The sequence below is a fragment of the Microcoleus sp. ARI1-B5 genome (assembly GCF_036705795.1).
Classification (GTDB): domain Bacteria; phylum Cyanobacteriota; class Cyanobacteriia; order Cyanobacteriales; family Microcoleaceae; genus Microcoleus.
The window spans coordinates 145,562-165,215 of sequence record NZ_JAUBVK010000005.1 but is presented as its reverse complement, the minus strand read 5'-3'; the positions used below and the strand labels follow the sequence as shown (position 1 = coordinate 165,215).

Below are 19,654 nucleotides of genomic sequence, written 5' to 3'. Positions count from 1 at the left end.
ACCCGCACCAGCACCCGCACCCGCACCAGCACCCGCACCAGCACCCGCACCCGCACCCGCACCCGCACCCGCACCAGCAACGGGCCCGGTAAGTCTGTGCCGCCAAGTAGAACCTCGCGTAGCGCCGAAGGGTCTGGCCATTCGTGCGGAGCCTTCAAAGACTGCAGCAGTTAAAGGCGGCGTAGCGGCTAACGGTCAAGTGACGCTTGTGCCTAATTTCCAGTTAGTGAGAGACAAGAATGGAGAAGACCGCAATTGGGTTGAGATTTCAGCCCCTGTGCCCGGATTCATCTCGGCTGGAAACTTGATCATGTGCAAGTAAACTTCTGAGTTCGATCGCTCTTTTTGACTAAAAGGGCGATCTCGACACCGAAAATAGGTTCGCAGTAAGGACGAAGAGTCCTGATTCATCCCTATAGAAAGGACTCTTCGTCCTCACTACAAACACCCTTTATTATGGGTAATTTACCTGACATGATATGAGTTTGGCTACTGACAGCGGCCGCTTGCCCAATTTTGATGTCCGCGATTTGGTTGACACTGCGATTGTCGGCCAATCCAGACAATTTCCCATTTATTTTGCCTGAGTCTGAGTTCGATGCGGTGCCGCATTCCCGCAACAGAATCGTCAGCTAAACCGATCGCGGTTTGGACAATTACGGCTGTTTCTCGCGTGGGATATTCGACCGAAATTTGGTCGCTTTTTCGGCCTTCAGATTCTCCGTCGAGAATAAAAAGTTTGGCAGCGATATCTTTGGGGTTGGAGACGGTAATTTTGCGATCTGCAACGAACTGTTTGGGGTTAATTGTTTCATAGCCCGATCGACTTGCAGGCTGCGCCAGTGCTGCGATCGGAATTTGGATGCAGGCGAACACAGCTAGGAAAAAGAGCGATCGATCCAGAGTAGACTTATTCATGACACTTCAGCTTGTGCGAGAAATTTTTGTCTGCGAACTGTGAAAGCTACCAAGTCCGCTTCGGTAAATTGGGTTTGCTGCCAAGAGGGACGGGTTAGGAGCCGATCGCACCAAGCTGTAATTTTAGGATAACCGTCTAAAGTTATTAGTTTTAACCTACCCCCTTTGATACAATTCGATAAACACCCAAATATAAATTTTTTAATAATAAATTGCTTTCAGATAATTTAATACTTACGTGTTTTTTGAAAGTTGAGATTTGAGGGAAGAATTAAACGGGGAATGCTGTGCCCTCATAGCGGGTTGTCCTAGGTAACTAATCACCGCAACTCTTTGATTGGCAAGCGTTGTCGGGTTTTGACGGCGCCCGTCATTTTTTTATTTGAAAACAGGTTATTCTACAACCTTGAGATTGCGATCGCCCATTACTTACGCATTGCTGAAACAAAGGCAGTGATTCCGGTAACGCGACGGTTCTCAGTACGGTTGTAAGTGTGATTGTTTGTGGAATTTTCACCGTAAATCCACTTAAAAAATCGGTTTCCGAGAATTGGAAAATTTTTTGATGGTAGCTTGGATTTACTACTTATGGAAGTTGACATTCCCACGAACTTTACTTATAGTCCTGGACGCACTCCATGGCTCAAATGCTGATCCCCCCGGCGCCCCCCTTAAAAAGGGGGGAACCTGAAAGCCCCCCTTTTTAAGGGGGGTTGGGGGGATCGATGCGTCCAGGACTGACTTAATGGGGATCGATCTCTCAAAAGCTCAGAACGAACGCTCAACCATACAAAAAGTTACAAAATGTCATGCAAATTAAGACAAGTGGGAGTTGACAAGTTGCACAGATTTATGCTTGTAGCGACCGGGTGTCCGCAGCCAAAGGTCACGAAACGATCGCACGATTTCCGCATTGAACACCAGGTTAGCAGCAAAAGATGTGTCAGATAATACAATTAGGTAAGGGGCGCGCACCAGCAGGTGAAGAGATGAGTGCGGGTGCACAGGTGTCAACTTAAGCTCAAACCCAGTTATAGACTGATGTTTGACTATTAAGGCCAGATCGCCCTGGCACCCCCCTTAAGAAAGGGGGGACAGGAAGCCTCTTTAAGTCGTTAATTTCCTGCCTGACGATTGATGAGATTTTTTCTACCCCTTCTTAAGGGGGGGACAGGAAGCCTCTTTAAGTCCCCCTTCTTAAGGGGGATTTAGGGGGATCTAGACTTGGCTATGAACGAGATATACCAAGGCTTTTAGGCGATTGTTGACACGCTTTGGTGCGGGTGCACACCCTACGGAATAGGCACAGTCAGCAACCTACGAGAGGCTGCCCCCAATCCCGCGCTTGTTAAACGTTAATATCGAGTTCGCGCACTAAAAAAGCCCATTCATCAGCCAATTCTTCAATGACTTTAGCAGTCGGCTTGCCGCCGCCGTGTCCGGCTTTGGTTTCAATCCGAATTAACACCGGTTTTTCTCCCGCGTGCGTTGCTTGCAAAGCCGAAGCAAACTTGAAACTGTGGGCCGGAACTACTCTGTCGTCGCGATCGGCAGTTGTAATCATTGTCGCCGGATAAGCCGTTCCCGGTTTCAGATTGTGCAAGGGAGAATAGCCGTAAATTGTCGGAAATTCTGCGGCATTTTCCGGCGAACCGTATTCAGAAATCCATGCCCAGCCAATGGTAAACTTGTGGAAGCGCAACATATCCATGACGCCCACTGCCGGCAGCGCTGCACCGAACAATTCCGGCCGCTGAATCATGCAAGCCCCCACTAATAAACCGCCGTTGCTGCCGCCTGCGATCGCCAATTTAGCCGGTTTGGTATACTTATTTTCGATCAACCATTCAGCAGCGCTGATAAAATCATCAAACACGTTTTGCTTGTTCAACTTTGTACCTGCTTGGTGCCACGATTCGCCGTACTCGCCGCCGCCCCGCAAACAAGCAGTTACATAAACTCCGCCCATCTCCAACCACACAACCCTGCTAACAGAAAAACTCGGAGTCAGCGAGATGCCAAAACCACCGTAACCGTACAAGTATGTGGGATTGTTGCCATCTAGCTGCAAGCCTTTTTTGTGAGTGATAAACATCGGTACTTGCGTACCGTCTTTGCTCGGATAAAATACTTGCTTTGTCTCGTAATCCTCGGGATTAAATTCGACATTCGGCTGCCGATAAATTGTACTTTCATCTGTCACCATATTGTAGCGGTAGATGGTGTTAGGCGCCGTGAAACTGGTGTAAGCATAAAAGGTTTCCGTGTCGTGGCGCTTGCCGCCAAATCCTCCCGCCGAACCAATTCCCGGCAAGGCTACTTCTCGCACGAAAGAGCCGTCTAAGTTGAAGATTTTAATCTGGGTGTAGGCGTCTTTCAGGTAAGAAGCGACAAATTGATTGTTGAGGATGCCAATGCCTCCAAGGGTTTCGGCAGCTTCGGGAATGATTTCTGCGAACCCCCCCTCAATCCCCCCCTTACCAAGGGGGGGCGACGGGGGGGTTTCACCGCCAGCGAGGGATAAGGGAGGAGGGTTGTTGGTGTCGATCGCAATTACGCGGCCCAGGGGAGCATTCAAATCTGTTTGAAACCAGAAAAGCGAGCCATCATTGTCGATGAAACTGTACTCAGCCTCGAATTCGTTAATTAGTTCGACAACGCTTGATTCCGGTGCAGTTAAATCCTTGTAGAAAATCAAGTTTTTCGTTTCAGTTCCCAGCCAAACTGATACAATTAAGTAGCGGCCGTCTTCGGTGACGCCTCCGCCAAATCCCCACTCTTTTTGGTCTTGTCGCTCGTAGATTAATACGTCTTCAGATTGCGCAGTCCCGATTTGGTGGTAAAACAGTTTTTGGTAATAGTTAACATCTTCGTGTTTGGTTTTTTCATTTGGTTCATCGTAGCGGCTGTAAAAAAAGCCTTGCCCGTCGTGAGTCCAGGATGCTCCCGAAAATTTAAGCCACTTTAAATGGTCTGATAAATCTTCCCCAGTTTCCACATCGCGAACTTTCCATTCCTGCCAGTCGGAGCCGGAAGTTGACAAACCGTAGGCCATAAGTTTGCCATCTTCGCTGATAGCCATGCCGCCGAGAGCAACGGTTCCATCTTCTGAGAGAGTGTTGGGGTCAATTAATACTTTGGGTTCGCCATCGAGGGATGTTAAGGTGTAGAGTACGGATTGATTTTGCAGACCGTCATTCTTGTAGTAAAAATAGCGAGATCCCTCTTTGAAAGGTATGCCGTATTTCTCGTAATCCCAAAGCTGAGTCAACCGCTGTTTGATTTTTTCCCGCGCCGGAATTTGGCTGAGGTAGCCGAAAGTGACTGCGTTTTGAGCTTCCACCCAGGCTTTAGTTTCCTCAGATTCCGGGTCTTCCAGCCACCTGTAGGGGTCGGATACTTGGACGCCGTGGTAATCGTCTGTTTGCTCGGTTTTGCGGGTTGTGGGGTAGCTTAAAGGGCGATCGAATTGGGTCATGATTTTTGCTCTGAGTAACTTTATTCAGTTTAACTTTTTATTTGTTATTAGTCCGCTCTTAGTCCGCGCAGGCGGACGAAAGTTTGTGTAGTAGCGGTTTCAACCGCCGAATAATATTGAAGAAACTAATCCAATTCCCTCCTTCCTTCCAAAGCCCGAGCCAAAGTTACCTCATCAGCATATTCCAAATCTCCCCCCATCGGCAAACCAAAAGCTATCCGCGTAACTTTGGTAAAAGGTTTCAATAAATGACCGATATAAAGAGTAGTTGTTTCGCCTTCCACGCTGGGACTAATCGCAATAATTACTTCACCAATCTTTTGCTGGCTGACGCGGCGGACTAACGGTTGAATGTTCAATTGTTCCGGACCAATTCCATCCATCGGCGAGATAACGCCGCCAACAACGTGATATTTGCCGATGTATTCCCGCGTTTTTTCTAACGCGATTACGTCGCGGGATTCTGACACTACACAAATTGTAGAACTGTCGCGGTTAGTGTTGCGGCAAATTTCGCAAACAGGTTCAGCGGATAAGTGAAAGCATACCTTGCAGAAACCTACTTGTTTTTTGGCATCAATCAATGATTGAGCTAGGGCTTGCACGTCTTCTTCCGGTCGCTTTAAAATATGCAAAGCGAGTCGCTGTGCCGTTTTTGGGCCGACTCCGGGCAAGCGCTGCAGTTGTTCGATTAAACGGGCTAATGGTCGAGTGTACATGAATTAGTTGATAGTTGATAGTTGAAGAAGTTGTTTGTTCGTAGTACGGACTTCAGTCCGTTCTTGGTTACTTCTTAATTGAAAGGACTAAAGTCCTTACTGCGAACCTGGAGAAAACTAAAGTCCTTACTGCGAACCTGGTTTTGAAGTTAAATTAGCCTCCGCTGATTTTAGCTTTGTAGCCCAATTTTGTCAGCAGTTCGAGTAGCTTTTGTTTGTGTTCGCCTTGAATTTCAATTTCATTTTCTTTAACTGTACCGCCTGTGCCGCATTGGGCTTTTAGCTGCTTGGCTAAGTCTGCTAAAGTTTCGGGTTTTCCCTGAAATCCGCTGATGACTGTAACTGTTTTGCCGCCGCGTCCTTTTCGGGATGCTTGCACTTTCAAATTTTGTTGGTTTGGGGGAACTTCGGCAACTCCCCGCTGGAGGGCTGCTGAGTTGTCAACGCTGCCAAACTCGGAGTAAACTACTCGTTTGCCGTCGGTTGTCTTGTTGTCAGAATCTTTGCGTTTGGAGGCTGCCATGTGTTAAAATGCCTGAACTTTTTTTACGGGTATTTCTAGTTTTAGCGGATTGGGCGTAAGGTTGCGATCGCTCGGAATGCGCTCCATCTTCTACCTGTTGTATCAAACGCCAGGGTTTGATAAAATTATAATAAAATTTGTTTGGTTATCTCCTCAAGTCCTCAAGCGATTTGGTACGATCGACTTTGGTGCGATCGACACGCCCGCCTCTAGCTTACCCGCGAATCAAAAAATCTCAAATCTCAAATCTAAAATCCAATGACAGTCACCCCCCTGCGCCTAACCACAGAAACCACAGCCCAACGCCCCGACGGACTCGGCAGATTCGGCAAATTCGGCGGCAAATACGTGCCCGAAACCCTGATGCCGGCCTTATTCGAGCTAGAAGCGGCTTTTCACAAATACCGCAGCGAACCGGAATTTCAACAGCAACTCCAACAATTGCTGAAAGATTATGTCGGCCGCCCCAGCCCTTTGTATTTTGCCGAACGCCTCACAGAGCATTATGCTAAAGCAGACGGTACCGGCCCGCAAATTTACCTCAAACGCGAAGATTTAAACCACACCGGAGCTCACAAAATTAACAATGCTTTAGCTCAAGCACTGTTAGCAAAACGCATGGGCAAACAGCGGGTAATTGCTGAAACTGGTGCCGGCCAGCACGGCGTTGCTACCGCTACAGTTTGCGCTCGTTTCGGCATACAATGCGTTGTCTACATGGGCGTTCACGACATGGAAAGACAGGCTTTAAATGTGTTTAGAATGCGCTTGATGGGAGCGGAAGTACGCGGGGTTTCGGCGGGTACGGGAACTCTTAAAGATGCGACTTCGGAAGCGATTCGCGATTGGGTGACAAATGTTGAGACAACTCATTACATTCTCGGTTCCGTAGCTGGCCCCCATCCTTACCCGATGATGGTGCGCGATTTCCATGCAATTATCGGTGAAGAAACCCGCGCTCAATGTCAGGAAAAGTGGGGCGGTTTGCCGGATATTTTATTAGCTTGCGTCGGCGGCGGTTCTAATGCAATGGGTCTTTTCCACGAGTTTGTTGGGGAAGAAACTGTCAGATTGATCGGGGTTGAAGCGGCGGGCGAAGGTGTGGAAACTGATAAACACGCTGCTACTTTGACTATGGGAACTGTGGGAGTTTTGCACGGGGCGATGAGTTATTTGCTCCAAGATAATGAAGGTCAAGTGATTGAGCCTCATTCGATTAGTGCTGGTTTGGATTATCCGGGTGTCGGGCCGGAACACAGTTATTTGAAGGATGCTGGCAGGGCTGAATATTATAGTGTCACCGATCGGCAAGCTTTGGATGCTTTTCAGCGCCTTTCGCAGTTGGAGGGGATTATTCCGGCTTTGGAAACTGCTCACGCGATCGCCTATTTGGAGACTCTGTGCCCGCAGCTAACAGGCAATCCGCGCATTGTGCTCAACTGTTCTGGACGCGGTGACAAAGATGTGAACACTGTGGCGAAGGTTCTGAATATCTAGTTGAGCGGAATTTGGGGCGATCGCTCTGTAGGAATCGGTAAGACGGCGGTTGAAACCAGGTTTATACAAACGATGTCCGCCTCCGCGGACTTAGAAAATAACGTAATTTTCATCATCCGTTCTTCAACCCGCACCAGGCGGGTTTTGTTTCTGTCGCCGCGGTTTCAACCGCCGAGTCTTACTTATCTTTATCTCTAATAGTTCATGTCCAAAGCATTGGTTTTGATGTCCTTGGGATTGTTGACAATCCTGCCTAATTGTGCCGAGTCCATTCCAGCGCGATCGCTCCCAGAAACTTCCATGAATACTAATATTGCTGCCACGAGTTCAATTGCTGAGTTAGAAAAAGCTGTTAACCAACAGATCAATCAATATCGAGCCTCGAAAAAGTTGCCGCCGCTGAGTATCGATCCGCGAATTACTCAGATTGCAAGAATTCACAGCGAAAATATGGCCAGGGGGAAAGTTAAATTTAGCCACGATGGATTTGAAGGGCGGGCGAAAGCCATTACTGTTCCCTATCAAAGTGTAGCTGAAAATGTTGCTTACAATATGGGATTCAGCGACCCGGTACGCAATGCTGTTGATGGTTGGATTAAAAGTGATGGCCACCGCAAGAATATCGAGGGTCAATTTAATTTAACTGGTATTGCGATTGCCAAAAATGCCAAAGGGGAGTATTATTTTACTCAGCTTTTTGTCCGCAGTCGTTAAACAGTTGACAGTTGACAGTTGACAGTTGACAGCGAGGTTTTTAGGATGGGATTTATATCATGTCAGCAGTCATTAGCCATTAGCCAACAGTTAACAGTTAACTGTCAATAATGCCCTCTCTGCCCTCTCTGCCCTCTCTGCCCTCTCTGCCCGATGCCCGATTACCAATTACCAAGAATGGATTTTCCAGATTTTCAAGTGTGCGATCGCGATATTTCCGATGCTCTGTTATCTTATTATTTGACGGCTGAGGATCTCGCCGTTGATACGGAAACCATGGGTTTGCTACCGTGGCGCGATCGCTTGTGTTTGGTGCAGTTGTGCGATCGGCAAGGTAAAGTTGCGGCGGTGCGGATTGCTAAAGGCCAGACGGCGGCGCCGAATTTAAAAAAGCTCATGGAAGCTGAAAATATTGAGAAGGTATTTCACTTTGCGCGCTTCGATATGGCAACAATGCGTTACAATTTAAGTATTGACATTGCACCTGTTTTCTGCACTAAAATTGCGAGCAAGTTAGCGAGAACTTACACTAACAGACACGGACTTAAAGAGTTAATCCTAGAATTGGAAAAAGTAGAACTCAATAAAACTTCTCAAAGTTCGGATTGGGGAAATTCCGAGCATCTTTCTGAGGAGCAACTGAGCTATGCTGCTAACGATGTCCGCTATTTGCTGGGCGCTAAACAAAAGTTGACTGCTATGTTGCAGCGAGAAGAACGCTGGGAAATTGCACAGCAATGTTTTCAGTGTTTGCCTGTTTTTGTAAGTTTGGATTTGTTGCAGTACAAGGATGTTTTCGAGCACGGGTAATCTGATGCGCGATCGCACAACTGCACTTACATAGGTTCGTCGTAAAGACTTTAGTCCTTCCTCAGCCAAATCTCAAGAAGGACTAAAGTCCTCACTACGAACCTAATTATTGTTATTTATTTGACCAGGCTAGATGTGAGTTAAAGAAAGTTCAACACTTACAAGTATTTCTAATTATGGTGCCTCGGGATTGTGTCCCTGCATCAAAGCTTCAAGTTGGTCGTCCACATTTCTGACAACTTGTTCCAAAGCGGGTAAACCTTCCAAAGGCAAAGGAGAAAGCCGAGTTCGATCGCGAATTTGATTCACTTTCCGCTGCAATTCTTCGGCCAGCCGCAGCGCGTCCCGACTCAAAGTAGACAACTGCTGCTGCTGGTAAAACCTCAAAGCTGCCCCCCGCAACACTTGCAGGGTGGCTTCTTCCTTGCCGCCCACGGGCATTACTCGCAAGCGCAACAGCAAATGAGTTTTTCCATATATGCGTTCAACTTCGACTTGTTTGGGATTTTCCACTGGGGAAACAGGCATATCCGTCAGCCGCTTCAACTCGTCGATGACTTCTTGGAAGAGGACGGGATTGATACCTTCGAGGATCGATTTCAAAACGCCGTCTTGACTCCAAAGAATTCGCCCCATCGACTGGTGGCGCTCAAAAAACAGGCGGCCGATACCGTCTAGCAGCACTCTACCGAGCAATTCTTGCAGCAGTTGGGCCGCGGGCAAAGTTGCCAAAACTTCGACAGGGCTTGACAAGTGCAAGGGCTCGACATCCAAAACCGCAAGCTCTGCCGGCGTCAGCAAAACCTCAGCGCTAGCAGGTTTCAACCGCTCGCGAACCGGAATGGAGGGTTCGGGCACAGACAGCAGGGTTTCTGCTTCGGGGCCTGACGTTGCTGGTGCGGGATTTTTGGGTGTTGGGGCTGCTGCGGTTTCTATCGGGCTGGGTTCTCTGACTTGGCTCCCGTGGAGCAAGTAAGCTGAGAGCATCGAGCGCTGAGTTTCCGGCGAAATTGGCTCGGTTGTGACTGAGCAATTCATGTAAGCTAAAATCCGCTGCACGTAGTCCAAGGCGGAGTCATCTTGCGCATCGACTACGCCCAATTTAAATAAATTGCCTTCTAGAGATAGAGGCAAAACTTGATAGTAAAGGCAAGCTTCAAAGGGGACAACCGTGTCGATTAGTTGAAATATTCGATCGGAGTCCATTGTAGCCGCCGAGTCTGTTGAAGATGTATGTACCATTAGCTTCTCTGTAGTCGGAACGCGATCGATCGCGCCACACCAACCTGATTTATAAAATTAAACGCTGCAACATCCCTGACGGAGGCATTCGTCTGAAAACCGGAAGCTTTTATCAAATAAAAATCCTGAGTTCAAGAATTTTCTTTCTTCTGCATTCAGTATCAAATTCTATCAAAAGATTGACAGCGAGACGATCGCGGGCGCACTCAGGGCGAACTATCATCGATCGCGCGAGATTGATTCTCGTGGCTGGCAACGACAGAATGATGTCCTTAATGCGCAACTATTACAGATGCACTATAACCGATGATTGACGGGCAACCGCTGGATTGAGGATTGGTTAAAAAATCCTGATTCATTCGATCGTCTTGCTACTATCTTACCCTACAGAGTTCACTGCAACCGTCCCCGATCGCGATCGTCAGTCGATTTTAGATTTGAGATTGAATAATTTTAGATTGACTCCCGATCGGAGAGCTTGAACTATAGTCTAAAATTTTTGGCTTTCTACAAGGCGAGTGTACGTGGCACGGTATCCGTTTTTGGGTGGTCGCGGCAGCGCGCGCGGTATCGAGATCGATATTACCTGATTCGATCCTGTTCGGGCGATCGCGCGGTTTTCCACGGAGAAACTCGCAGCACCGGCGTGGCTGTTCGGGAATTGATTTGTAGCGGGAATTCTGTAAAATGCTACCGCCAATTAACAATTAGCAATTGCCCGCCACCCATGACCAATCTACTCGTTGCGGAGGGATTGAGCTGCTAAATAGAGTTTGCTCCACTCGCCGATGACTTGATTGGTTTTCAGCTTTAATTCAGAGGCGATCGTCTCTACACTTTTCCCTGCTTTGAGCGATTCTACCAACTGCCGCTGCACCGGCGTCAGGTCATGTAAATATTGCTGCCACTGGTTGGGAGTCAAGCCCAAACTGTGTTCTTTGAGCGAAGTTTCCAGCCAGTTGGCGACCAATTCCGGTGCTTGTTTGACCGCAAAAACGCGAATCGCGTGGTAACTGACTTTTTCTCGCAAGCGGTAAATTTGTTTTACCGGAACGTTCAAAGCCTCAGCAATTGCCTCTTGGGAACGGCCTTGCAGGTAAAGCCGCAGCCACCGCGAAGCCAGCGGATCGACTTCAGCATTCAAGTAATTCTCAAATTCTTGTTGGACAATCTGCCGCTGAGCTTGTCGCTCTTCCCAAGCTTGATTTTCTCGATAATCGGACATCGCCTGTTCGTCCAGCAGGCTGAGCGGTTCGTCTGTATCCTCGGGTAGAACCTGTTCCGACACCAGCCGCACCCAATCTCCCGCAGGGACTTGCGTCAACCCGCCCCGCTGGGAACGCCGCAGGTAGTTGACGAAACGGTACACCAGCAGCGGCTGGTTGCGGATCGGCCGCAAGCAGTATTCTTCGGTGCTCGCTAGCAGCAAAGCATTTCGCAAGCGTTTATCTGTTGTGCATTCGGCAATCCAGGCGACTTGCTGCTGGAGGTAGCGATCGGAATTGAGCATTTCCTGAATCACTTCTTGCAGTACCTCCACTGCACTCCGCTGTCTGTCGCGCGAGAGAGAAACCCACGCTTGGATTTTTTGCCGGAGCACCACCAAACCGCCCAGCCGCCCGATCAAGTTGCGGTAAGCTCGATCGGGCGGTACTCCCAGATACCGCTGCTGTAAAATTCGATATAAAAAGTCGATCGCGCCGGAGGCGACGTTTAGTTGAGTCGGATTTAGAGAGTCAAATCTTTCTGGCTTGTCTCCCAACAGCCAGCGGACAACACTCTCGCGAGTGCTAGAACTCTCCTGCGGACAATCTTGTTCCAGTCGCGCCTTCCAATCTTGTGCCAGTCTTTCCGCCAAGGTCATGAGCTGCTGAGAATATCTTTCACCCCCGATTTTAAGTGGTATGCTGGTCATTTGAGTCTTTTTTGGATCTAATAGGACTTGCGCCTCGGTAAAATAGTTCTGTCATTGGGTTATCGAGATCAATGCCAGGGTTTTTGAGATTATTGAACGGGCAGATTAATTGCCTATTGACAACAACACAAAATTCTGTTATGTAGTGGTTTTCAATCAAGTGAGGTAGTCGCCAGCCAATAACCCATTACCTTTTTCCCCATTACCTTTTTCCCCATTACCAATCCGTACCTCACTCACTTCAGAATTTCTATATGCCTAACTTTTTATTAGAACTCGGTACCGAAGAATTGCCCGCATCTTTTGTCGCAGGCAGCGCCCAACAGTGGCAGGAACTCATACCTGCAACTCTCGCGGAAGAATCATTGACAAATGACTCAATTAATGTATACGCTACTCCGAGGCGTTTGGCGGTTCTCATCAAAGGACTGCCAGTTAAGCAATCAGACAGAGAAGAAGAGGTAAAAGGGCCGCCCGCAAGTTCGGCTTTTAAAGATGGCAAACCGACGAAAGCAGCGGAAGGTTTTGCCAAAAAACAAGGCGTAGAAATCGATGCTTTGTCGGTTCGCGCTACGGATAAAGGCGATTTTGTGTTTGTGCTCAAACAGATTCCGGGGCGGATGAGTGCGGATATTTTGGCTGAACTTGTGCCGCAGTGGATTAATAAGTTAGAAGGTAAAAGATTTATGCGGTGGGCTGACGGAGATTTGAAGTTTCCGCGCCCGATTCGATCGATCGCGGCGCTGTTTGATGGTACTGTACTGCCGATCGCATTGGTGAGCGGTTCGGATACGGTCAAGAGCGATCGAATTTCCCAAGGACACCGGGTGTTGCACCCGCAGCCTGTCTCGATTCCGCAAGCCGAGGATTATGTCGAGTGTCTGCGGGCTGCTGGCGTTGAGGTCGATCGAGAACAGCGCAAAACTCAAATTAAAGCACAAGTAGAAGCCGCCGCCGCCAAACAAGGCGGTTATGCAGACATTACCGAAGATTTGTTAGAAGAAGTCACCGACTTAGTAGAATGGCCGAACGCCGTAGTCGGCAAATTTGACGACGGTTTTTTGATGTTGCCGCCGGAAGTAATCACCACAATTATTGTCACTAACCAGCGGTATTTCCCAATCCTGAAAAGCCCAGAATTCCCCGAACTCCTGCCCTATTTTATTACAATTTCCAACGGCTCCCCAGCAAAATCGGCGATTATTGCCGCAGGTAACGAGCGAGTCGTGCGGGCGAGATTGGCAGACGGTCAGTTTTTCTACAAAGCAGACTTGGTAAAGCCTTTAGAGGATTATTTGCCCAAGTTGCAGACAGTCACTTTTCAGGAAGATTTGGGGACAGTGCGCGCCAAGGTCGATCGGCTGTGCAAGATTGCCAACCTCATCACCAAGCAACTGCAAATAACACCCGCAGAACAAGCTTACATAGAAAGAGCAGCATTGCTTTGCAAAGCCGACCTCGTAACCCAAATGGTTTACGAACTTCCCGAAATGCAAGGAATCATGGGCCAGAAATACGCCTTAGCCTGCGGCGAACCGGAAGCCGTAGCAACAGCAATTTTCGAGCATTATTTGCCCAAAGGTGCGGGCGACAATTTGCCGCAAACTCTCACAGGTCAAATTGTCGGAATAGCCGACAAATTAGATACATTAGTCAGCATATTCGGTTTGGGAATGCTGCCGACTGGTTCCTCCGATCCCTTCGCTTTGCGCCGCGCGGCAAATGCGATAACTAACATTATTTGGGCGGCTCAGTTACCAATCAATTTGCACAAGTTGCTTGCAGAAATTGTCGCCGAATTTACCGCAGCTCGCCCGGAAACACCAGCGGAATTGCTATCGCAGTTGTACGATTTTTTCCTGCAAAGAATTCGCACTTTGCTGCAAGAAGAAAAGAACGTAGATTACGATTTGGTGAATGCAGTTTTGGGAGAAAACGACCCAGAATATACCGAACGAGCATTGAGAGATTTGTTGGATGCGCTGGAAAGAGCACTTTTCCTGCAACAAATCCGCAATGACAAGACTTTGGATCTGATTTACGAAACAGTCAACCGTTCAACTCGTTTGGCGGCTCAAGGATCTTTGGATAAAGTAGAATTGGAACCGAAAACGGCGGTGAAACCCGAGTTATTTCAAAAGTCGTCCGAACAAGCTTTTTACGATGCAGTCGTGCAGTTAGTGCCGCAAACGCTGCTATCGAAGCAAACTCGCAATTACCAGCAGTTGGTAGATAGTTTGACTGAAATTGCTCCGGCTGTCAGCAACTTTTTTGACGGGCCAGAAAGTGTTTTGGTGATGGATTCCGACCCGGAAATTAAGCGCAATCGGTTAAATTTACTGGGGTTGTTGCGGAATCACGCGCGGGTGTTGGCTGACTTTGGGGCGATCGTCAATCGATTTTAGATTTGGGATTTTGGATTTTAGATTGAAGAATTTAACTGGTTTCCAGGCAGAGCCTGAAAACGACCCGAAACAGTCACAAATTAAGCAAAATGGCCCATAGCCAAAAACCCATGCAAGGTTAAGATATTAACTTAGAAAACCAGGAAAGTTCGCTCCATCACATAACTTATGCCGATCGCTCACATCATTGGATTAGGAAAATCAGGGAATGCCGCCGCCAGACTGCTCAAACGCGAAGGATGGGAAGTAACGCTGAGCGATCGCTCATCTTCCCCAAACTTGCTCGAACAGCAACAGGAACTCGCTAGCGAAGGAATTGCAGTTGAATTAGGTAAATCTTTTGAACCTGACAAATCCCTAGAATTAATAGTAGTAAGTCCGGGCGTTCCCTGGGACATTCCAGCATTAGTGCGCGCCAGAGAGTTAGGAATTGAAACAATAGGAGAAATGGCGCTCGCGTGGCGCTATCTCAAATCTCCTTGGGTGGGAATTACTGGCACTAACGGCAAAACTACGACTACTGCTTTAATTGCTGCTATTTTTGCCGAAGCCGGACTTTACGCTCCCGCTTGCGGCAACATTGGCTATGCTGCGTGCGAATTAGCTTTAGCCCAAAAACCGCCGGATTGGGTAATCGCAGAAATCAGCAGCTATCAGATAGAATCATCGCCGTTTGTAGCGCCGCGAATCGGAGTTTTGACGACTTTGACGCCGGATCACCTCAGCCGCCACAAAACTTTAGAAAATTACTACAGCATTAAAGCGCATTTGCTGAAAAAGTCTGAGTTGCAAGTAATTAACGGTGACGATCCTGGTTTGCGGCAGCAAGGAGTTGACATTTGGCCGGATGCGTGTTGGACGAGTGTCAAAGGTGAAAAAGATTTGTTGGGAAAGCGCACTTTTGGAGCGTACATCGAAAACGGTTGGGTAATCGCTCAAGGCGATAAAATTTTGCCGGCTTCGTCTTTGCGGATGGTGGGAGAGCACAATTTGCAAAATTTGTTAATGGCTGTGGCGGCTGCTAATTTGGCGGGAATTGATAAAAGTGCGATCGCCCAAGCTATTGCTAAATTCCCCGGAGTTGCGCACCGCCTCGAACACATCCGCACTTGGGAAGGGATAGATTTCATCAACGACAGCAAAGCGACTAATTATGACGCCGCGCAAGTTGGGTTAGCTTCTGTAAGCGCGCCGGCGATTTTGATTGCGGGCGGCGACGCGAAAGAAGGGGACGATCGCGCTTGGATCGATACAATTAAGGCTAAAGCGGCTGCGGTGCTGTTAATTGGGGATGCGGCGGGCATTTTTAGCGATCGGCTCGAACAAGCGAATTACAATGCTTGGGAAATAGTCGAAACAATGGAAAGAGCAATTCCGAGAGCCGCAGAATTAGGCAAAAAGAACAAAGCTAAAGTCGTGCTGCTTTCGCCAGCTTGCGCCAGCTTCGATCAATACCAAAACTTCGAGCAGCGCGGCGATCATTTCCGTCAATTGTGTCTCGAATCCCTAGCTTAATCGCGAATTACCGAATTGTCATTGCGAGTGCAACGAAGCAATCGCAGAGGATCGAGATTGCTTCGCTCTCCCTCGCAATGACACAGTTGTTTAGTCTTAAATGCGCCAGCCCTCAAACACTCTTCCAAATATCCTTAATTCTCGCCTGCTGTTGCCATTCTAGCTCATAAAAAACTAGCATCATTTCCTCATGAGTGTAATCAATAATGATAGCAGCCAACTGAGCTACAGTTTCCGCTTCCAGCATTGCTAGTTTCAATTTTGCCAGTGCTTCTTTATCCATTAATATCATGTCAGGTAAAATAACAGTTACAAGTTTGTAGTCAGGACTTCAGTCCTCAGCATTTGAACGGCTCAGGACTCAATTCCGAACGATCAAACCAATTTTCTTGTGGTCGTTCGCTCCGACATAATATAACACTAAACCTTTGATTTTCCCTTCACTTCGATTTTAATTTTCCCTGCAAACCTCTTTCAGTTTTGCATTAAAACTAGAAACATCAGCAGCACTGATTGTATCAGAATGCCGCGAGGATATTTTAAAATCTTCGCGGCAAAGCTGAGAGAGCAATCTTTCATCAATCTCCAAAATCTTGCCTTCAGAAGTGGCAGTTTTGCGCAACAAAGCTGCGATTTCCCTTTCCAGTTGGCGATTTCCTTGCTCAAAGAAATCTTGAGAGTTAGAACGAAACAAACCGCTATTGACTTGCTGAATTTGGCTCGGTGTCAGCGATTGAGCCGAGACAGCAGCCGGAAATGCCAAAGATGCTACTGCCAGCCACAAGCTAGGAATTATCTGTTTGAGAATGCTGTTCATAACTGTCGGGAGGAATTTTTACCTCAGTTGGTTTCTCGTCTTCTGACTCGCTTGCTAATTCATCTTCTAGTTCTAGTTTTTCTTGCCACTCGACAAGCTGCTGAAAAAGTTGCTGGTTAATTTGAAATACGGGTTTGTTGGTTTCTGACATATTTAATCCTGAACTTTCAAGAAAGAGTTAGATTTACCTAAAAAGGTGCGCACTGCGCACCCTACTAATATAAATTATAGCTGTGAAATCTTCAGCAGCGACATGATGATGCCAATTAAGGAGCCGCCCAGCAGAGCTAAAGTGGCTAAGGTACTAATGCCAAATCCTGCCGCTCGTTTTTCGGCGGCTTGATAGTAACCCCAAGCAAACAAAATGCGTCCAATTATCCAAACTGCACCGATACCGGCGGCCCAAATTGGGCTGATAAATTGCGAGAACAGCCACAGCGAGGGCAAAAATAGAATCATTTGCTCTAAGGTATTTTGCTGGACTCGCAACACTCGCTCAAAGTCTGGGTTTCCTGTCACCTGCGGGGGAGAAACTTTGTATTTGAATCTGGCTCTGCCGACGTTGATGGTAACAATGAAGTAGAGAATTAATGCTGACACAGTAATTAGACTAGGCCAGAGTGTCGCGTTTGCTTCTGCGAGCATGATTCGGTATTATTGGGGTGGAGTAGATATATTCATTATAAATCAATTATTGTCGATCGCGTCATTCATCGCGATCGGGTCATTCAAGGCAGGGGATTTGATGCAACTGCTGGGTATTCGTGGCGCGGTAATTGGTTTCGGGTTCCGGGACATCCTCCAAAACTTGCTGGCTGGGGTTAGGTCTTTATTGCGAATTCAAGGAGATGATTTTGCTCAACAATGTTTGGGAGCAAGCCTCCTCTATCTCACTAATTTGCTGGGCATTACTCTCTCGTGTATGCTGGCCTCTTTAATTGCCGGCTATACCCCCCTGCATCGCGCGCAAAGCCCTATTTCGAGCATTTTAGCAACCCGCGCGCGGCTTCGTTACAGATATCGTTTTCCACAGCAGATTACCCCCTACCGGCCGTCCAATCAATCGAATACGAGGCTTGTTTTCCAGGAATTTTAGACATATTTAGCTGGCATATAAACTATCTCCTATTCAACCGAGTAACCAGGGGACTATTCATCGGTCGCGGGGATAAGATGCAGCAACAATCGGATAATTGTACCTATTTGTATAGGAACAGCAAGCAAAGCTGAATGGAGCGTGAATTGTTAATAGGTGAGTAGAGATGTTATCCCATCCCTACTCGCTTGCGGCTCTACAATTCAATGACTGCGACTTTCTTTTTACTCTTTTGGTCGCGAAAGACTACGGTATTGTAAGGGGAGGTATCCGTCCCTAAGGGGATGGCCATTTTAACGGTACCCCTATCTTCTTTGAGTTCCCCTAGTTCTATGGATTTATTTAAATTTCCATCTGTCGCTAGGTAAACAATCAATTTCACTTGGGAATTTGTGACTTCTAAATCCTTAAAGAGTAGGGCAGATCCTGCCTCTGGATCGATCCCGAGAATTGCCGTGCCGTGCACGACAACCGAGCTTTCTTCTTCATCTACGTTACCCATTTTGATGTCAGCGGGGTCTTGACCGTCCATTGCCAAATATCCTCAAATGTCTGTTGATTTTAAATACTTTTCAGCATATCTTAATGACCGAGCCATGACTAAAATCTTAAGACATAGATTCCGCATCTCGCTCCCTACACCGTTAGTAATAGAAATTTCACCCATCTTAGATTGACCAGAGGATTTTGAGCCGCAGATACGGGTAATATCATGTCCCAAATCTCGTAATTTACGATCTAACTCTTGAAGGGCTGGAATTTCCGATCGGGAGAAATGTATTTTTAACCTCATACCAATTCTCTATGAAGTTACACTTAATAAACGATATGAGCGATTTGCTCGCCTCGCCACTTGCACCCTGTACGAATAAGTAGGTAGGCGCAAATAAACAGTGCTATGTAACAGAATGTAAAACTCTCGCGACCACTGCGATTGCTTCGTTTCACTCGCTGCGGATTACTTGTGTATTTTTCCACTCACCTACTTACTCGAAACTGATTTCCCATATTCTTGCACTCTTGCCTGGAGTCTCTAATATTTTAGTGCAGCTTCATGGAGAATTGGTATAAACACTTTCCAGACGATTGGAAGGACTCGCATTCCGATGCTGCGAACCTGTTGGACGCGATCGCACAATGGTTCCACAAATACTGATAAAGCCCTCTTTTTCCTACCAATTCTGCATGAGTGCCGCTTCTTGGGACTATTTCTCCTTTTTTCATCACGAAAATGCGATCGGCAGTAGTAGTCGCCAACATTTATGATGCCAGATAAATGATTTTAGACTGCGTGGAATCCAGCATCGGGAATTGGTTAACTTAGGTGCGCTGACAAACCAGTTGCCCAAGCGCCAGCAATTTTCCGAAATCCTTCTCGGTTGGGATGAACGCCATCGGGGAGATCGTCAAGGCTGAGGATATTATATAAATCAACAAAATCTATGGGCTTGCCTGCTTGTTGTTTTTCCTTGACTAACTCCTCGCTCTTTTGATTGTATTGTATAACTCGCTGATTTAAGGTGGGTTCATACATAGGCGGAATTGAAGCGAGAAAGAGTTTGACATTGGGTGCAGTTTGAAAAATGCTATCGATTAATTGGTTGAGGCGATAGCTTGCAGTTTCCACTTGATACCATTGTCCGATATTATTCGTGCCGATGAGGAGCAAAATAATATCCGGTTGGAAGGTTTGCAGCCACTCAACAACCCGATCGCGAATTTCTTCGATCCGCCAACCGGAATGTCCCTCGTGATGCTGAGAGAGTAAGGTATCGGGGCCATTGCTTAGGGAACCGACAAACTCAATAGCATAGCCTCGACTCTCCATCGCAGGTTGTAAATCGATGCGATATCCTCCTGGAAAGAAGTATCCATCAGTAATTGAGTCTCCTAGGGGCATGATTTTGATGGGACGATTTCCCGGTGAAGCTGTGCTGCTGGAGAGGCCCGAAGGATGATAAGTTTGATTTTCCACGACTATGTTTGATAAATAACTAAGTTAATC

The 19,654-nt window shown here is 47.4% G+C and carries 19 protein-coding genes and 1 pseudogene; 7 read left to right on the top strand and 13 right to left on the bottom strand.

What is annotated here, in order from left to right; translation table 11 throughout:
* Window positions 1-322 (top strand): annotated as a pseudogene (locus QUB63_RS10505) (SH3 domain-containing protein); the annotation flags it as partial.
* A 167-nt stretch (window positions 323-489) separates the two neighbouring features.
* Here QUB63_RS10505 and QUB63_RS10500 read toward each other — a convergent pair.
* The 4 genes from QUB63_RS10500 to QUB63_RS10485 all read right to left on the bottom strand — a co-directional run bounded on the left by QUB63_RS10500 (window position 490) and on the right by QUB63_RS10485 (window position 5,638).
* Window positions 490-918, bottom strand: a complete 429-nt coding sequence (locus tag QUB63_RS10500) for a hypothetical protein (RefSeq protein ID WP_332944978.1) — start codon at window positions 916-918, stop codon at window positions 490-492.
* 1,348 nt (window positions 919-2,266) lie between these two features.
* Window positions 2,267-4,396 carry a prolyl oligopeptidase family serine peptidase gene (locus tag QUB63_RS10495; RefSeq protein WP_332944977.1) on the bottom strand — a complete coding sequence of 710 codons (2,130 nt, stop codon included), beginning with the start codon at window positions 4,394-4,396 and terminating at the stop codon, window positions 2,267-2,269.
* 125 nt (window positions 4,397-4,521) lie between these two features.
* Window positions 4,522-5,115, bottom strand: coding sequence for a recombination mediator RecR (recR, locus tag QUB63_RS10490; protein ID WP_332944975.1), 594 nt, complete (start codon window positions 5,113-5,115; stop codon window positions 4,522-4,524).
* Between the two features lie 154 nt (window positions 5,116-5,269).
* Window positions 5,270-5,638 (bottom strand): translation initiation factor, encoded by a 369-nt coding sequence (locus QUB63_RS10485; protein ID WP_332944974.1) that lies wholly within the window; start codon window positions 5,636-5,638, stop codon window positions 5,270-5,272.
* Between the two features lie 258 nt (window positions 5,639-5,896).
* On the opposite strand from QUB63_RS10485, the gene trpB reads away from it, so the two are divergent.
* The 3 genes from trpB to QUB63_RS10470 all read left to right on the top strand — a co-directional run bounded on the left by trpB (window position 5,897) and on the right by QUB63_RS10470 (window position 8,659).
* Window positions 5,897-7,135 (top strand): tryptophan synthase subunit beta, encoded by a 1,239-nt coding sequence (trpB, locus tag QUB63_RS10480; RefSeq protein ID WP_332944973.1) that lies wholly within the window; start codon window positions 5,897-5,899, stop codon window positions 7,133-7,135.
* Between the two features lie 300 nt (window positions 7,136-7,435).
* Window positions 7,436-7,849, top strand: coding sequence for a CAP domain-containing protein (locus tag QUB63_RS10475; RefSeq protein WP_332944972.1), 414 nt, complete (start codon window positions 7,436-7,438; stop codon window positions 7,847-7,849).
* A gap of 177 nt (window positions 7,850-8,026) precedes the next feature.
* A complete protein-coding gene (locus tag QUB63_RS10470) occupies window positions 8,027-8,659 on the top strand; it encodes a ribonuclease D (RefSeq protein WP_332944970.1) in 633 nt (210 codons plus the stop codon).
* A 174-nt stretch (window positions 8,660-8,833) separates the two neighbouring features.
* On the opposite strand, the gene QUB63_RS10465 is transcribed toward QUB63_RS10470, so the two are convergent.
* The gene (locus QUB63_RS10465; RefSeq protein ID WP_332944969.1) at window positions 8,834-9,901 is read right to left on the bottom strand and encodes an ATPase, T2SS/T4P/T4SS family; all 1,068 of its coding nucleotides are present in this window, start codon (window positions 9,899-9,901) and stop codon (window positions 8,834-8,836) included.
* A gap of 736 nt (window positions 9,902-10,637) precedes the next feature.
* On the bottom strand, window positions 10,638-11,816 hold the full coding sequence (locus QUB63_RS10460; protein WP_332944968.1) for a HetZ-related protein 2: 1,179 nt from the start codon (window positions 11,814-11,816) through the stop codon (window positions 10,638-10,640).
* A gap of 254 nt (window positions 11,817-12,070) precedes the next feature.
* On the opposite strand from QUB63_RS10460, the gene glyS reads away from it, so the two are divergent.
* Both glyS and murD read left to right on the top strand, forming a co-directional pair.
* Window positions 12,071-14,221, top strand: coding sequence for a glycine--tRNA ligase subunit beta (gene glyS, locus QUB63_RS10455; protein WP_332944966.1), 2,151 nt, complete (start codon window positions 12,071-12,073; stop codon window positions 14,219-14,221).
* A 168-nt stretch (window positions 14,222-14,389) separates the two neighbouring features.
* Entirely contained in the window at window positions 14,390-15,736 is a 1,347-nt protein-coding gene (gene murD / locus QUB63_RS10450) for a UDP-N-acetylmuramoyl-L-alanine--D-glutamate ligase (RefSeq protein WP_332944965.1), read from the top strand.
* A gap of 112 nt (window positions 15,737-15,848) precedes the next feature.
* On the opposite strand, the gene QUB63_RS10445 is transcribed toward murD, so the two are convergent.
* The 4 genes from QUB63_RS10445 to QUB63_RS10430 all read right to left on the bottom strand — a co-directional run bounded on the left by QUB63_RS10445 (window position 15,849) and on the right by QUB63_RS10430 (window position 17,198).
* Window positions 15,849-16,019, bottom strand: a complete 171-nt coding sequence (locus QUB63_RS10445) for a hypothetical protein (protein WP_332944964.1) — start codon at window positions 16,017-16,019, stop codon at window positions 15,849-15,851.
* A gap of 168 nt (window positions 16,020-16,187) precedes the next feature.
* Window positions 16,188-16,553 (bottom strand): hypothetical protein, encoded by a 366-nt coding sequence (locus tag QUB63_RS10440; RefSeq protein ID WP_332944963.1) that lies wholly within the window; start codon window positions 16,551-16,553, stop codon window positions 16,188-16,190.
* Complete coding sequence (locus QUB63_RS10435) at window positions 16,522-16,704, bottom strand: hypothetical protein (RefSeq protein ID WP_332944962.1); 183 nt, start codon at window positions 16,702-16,704, stop codon at window positions 16,522-16,524. Before QUB63_RS10435 ends, QUB63_RS10440 begins: the two co-directional genes overlap by 32 nt.
* 74 nt (window positions 16,705-16,778) lie before the next feature.
* Window positions 16,779-17,198 carry an MAPEG family protein gene (locus QUB63_RS10430; protein ID WP_332944961.1) on the bottom strand — a complete coding sequence of 140 codons (420 nt, stop codon included), beginning with the start codon at window positions 17,196-17,198 and terminating at the stop codon, window positions 16,779-16,781.
* Between QUB63_RS10430 and QUB63_RS10425 the strand changes: the two genes are divergently transcribed.
* Window positions 17,197-17,649 carry a hypothetical protein gene (locus QUB63_RS10425; protein ID WP_332944959.1) on the top strand — a complete coding sequence of 151 codons (453 nt, stop codon included), beginning with the start codon at window positions 17,197-17,199 and terminating at the stop codon, window positions 17,647-17,649. The two genes, QUB63_RS10430 and QUB63_RS10425, sit on opposite strands and share 2 nt — an antisense overlap.
* Before the next feature lie 196 nt (window positions 17,650-17,845).
* Here the strand turns inward: QUB63_RS10425 and QUB63_RS10420 are convergent, their stop codons facing one another.
* The 3 genes from QUB63_RS10420 to QUB63_RS10410 all read right to left on the bottom strand — a co-directional run bounded on the left by QUB63_RS10420 (window position 17,846) and on the right by QUB63_RS10410 (window position 19,624).
* Entirely contained in the window at window positions 17,846-18,181 is a 336-nt protein-coding gene (locus tag QUB63_RS10420; RefSeq protein WP_332944958.1) for a hypothetical protein, read from the bottom strand.
* Between the two features lie 509 nt (window positions 18,182-18,690).
* Window positions 18,691-18,909: a hypothetical protein gene (locus QUB63_RS10415; RefSeq protein WP_332944956.1), complete on the bottom strand. Its 219-nt coding sequence runs from the start codon at window positions 18,907-18,909 to the stop codon at window positions 18,691-18,693.
* A 55-nt stretch (window positions 18,910-18,964) separates the two neighbouring features.
* The gene (locus QUB63_RS10410; RefSeq protein ID WP_332944953.1) at window positions 18,965-19,624 is read right to left on the bottom strand and encodes an SGNH/GDSL hydrolase family protein; all 660 of its coding nucleotides are present in this window, start codon (window positions 19,622-19,624) and stop codon (window positions 18,965-18,967) included.
* Between the last annotated feature and the right edge of the window lie 30 nt (window positions 19,625-19,654).

Coding starts and splice junctions, on each gene's coding strand:
- QUB63_RS10500 (WP_332944978.1), bottom strand. CDS start 918: ATGAATAAGTCTACTCTGGATCGATCGCTCTTTTTCCTAGCTGTGTTC.
- QUB63_RS10495 (WP_332944977.1), bottom strand. CDS start 4,396: ATGACCCAATTCGATCGCCCTTTAAGCTACCCCACAACCCGCAAAACC.
- QUB63_RS10465 (WP_332944969.1), bottom strand. CDS start 9,901: ATGGTACATACATCTTCAACAGACTCGGCGGCTACAATGGACTCCGAT.
- murD (WP_332944965.1), top strand. CDS start 14,390: ATGCCGATCGCTCACATCATTGGATTAGGAAAATCAGGGAATGCCGCC.
- QUB63_RS10435 (WP_332944962.1), bottom strand. CDS start 16,704: ATGTCAGAAACCAACAAACCCGTATTTCAAATTAACCAGCAACTTTTT.
- trpB (WP_332944973.1), top strand. CDS start 5,897: ATGACAGTCACCCCCCTGCGCCTAACCACAGAAACCACAGCCCAACGC.
- QUB63_RS10470 (WP_332944970.1), top strand. CDS start 8,027: ATGGATTTTCCAGATTTTCAAGTGTGCGATCGCGATATTTCCGATGCT.
- QUB63_RS10415 (WP_332944956.1), bottom strand. CDS start 18,909: ATGTTGGCGACTACTACTGCCGATCGCATTTTCGTGATGAAAAAAGGA.
- QUB63_RS10445 (WP_332944964.1), bottom strand. CDS start 16,019: ATGGATAAAGAAGCACTGGCAAAATTGAAACTAGCAATGCTGGAAGCG.
- QUB63_RS10475 (WP_332944972.1), top strand. CDS start 7,436: ATGAATACTAATATTGCTGCCACGAGTTCAATTGCTGAGTTAGAAAAA.
- QUB63_RS10440 (WP_332944963.1), bottom strand. CDS start 16,553: ATGAACAGCATTCTCAAACAGATAATTCCTAGCTTGTGGCTGGCAGTA.
- QUB63_RS10485 (WP_332944974.1), bottom strand. CDS start 5,638: ATGGCAGCCTCCAAACGCAAAGATTCTGACAACAAGACAACCGACGGC.
- QUB63_RS10430 (WP_332944961.1), bottom strand. CDS start 17,198: ATGCTCGCAGAAGCAAACGCGACACTCTGGCCTAGTCTAATTACTGTG.
- glyS (WP_332944966.1), top strand. CDS start 12,071: ATGCCTAACTTTTTATTAGAACTCGGTACCGAAGAATTGCCCGCATCT.
- QUB63_RS10420 (WP_332944958.1), bottom strand. CDS start 18,181: ATGGACGGTCAAGACCCCGCTGACATCAAAATGGGTAACGTAGATGAA.
- QUB63_RS10460 (WP_332944968.1), bottom strand. CDS start 11,816: ATGACCAGCATACCACTTAAAATCGGGGGTGAAAGATATTCTCAGCAG.
- recR (WP_332944975.1), bottom strand. CDS start 5,115: ATGTACACTCGACCATTAGCCCGTTTAATCGAACAACTGCAGCGCTTG.
- QUB63_RS10425 (WP_332944959.1), top strand. CDS start 17,197: ATGATTCGGTATTATTGGGGTGGAGTAGATATATTCATTATAAATCAA.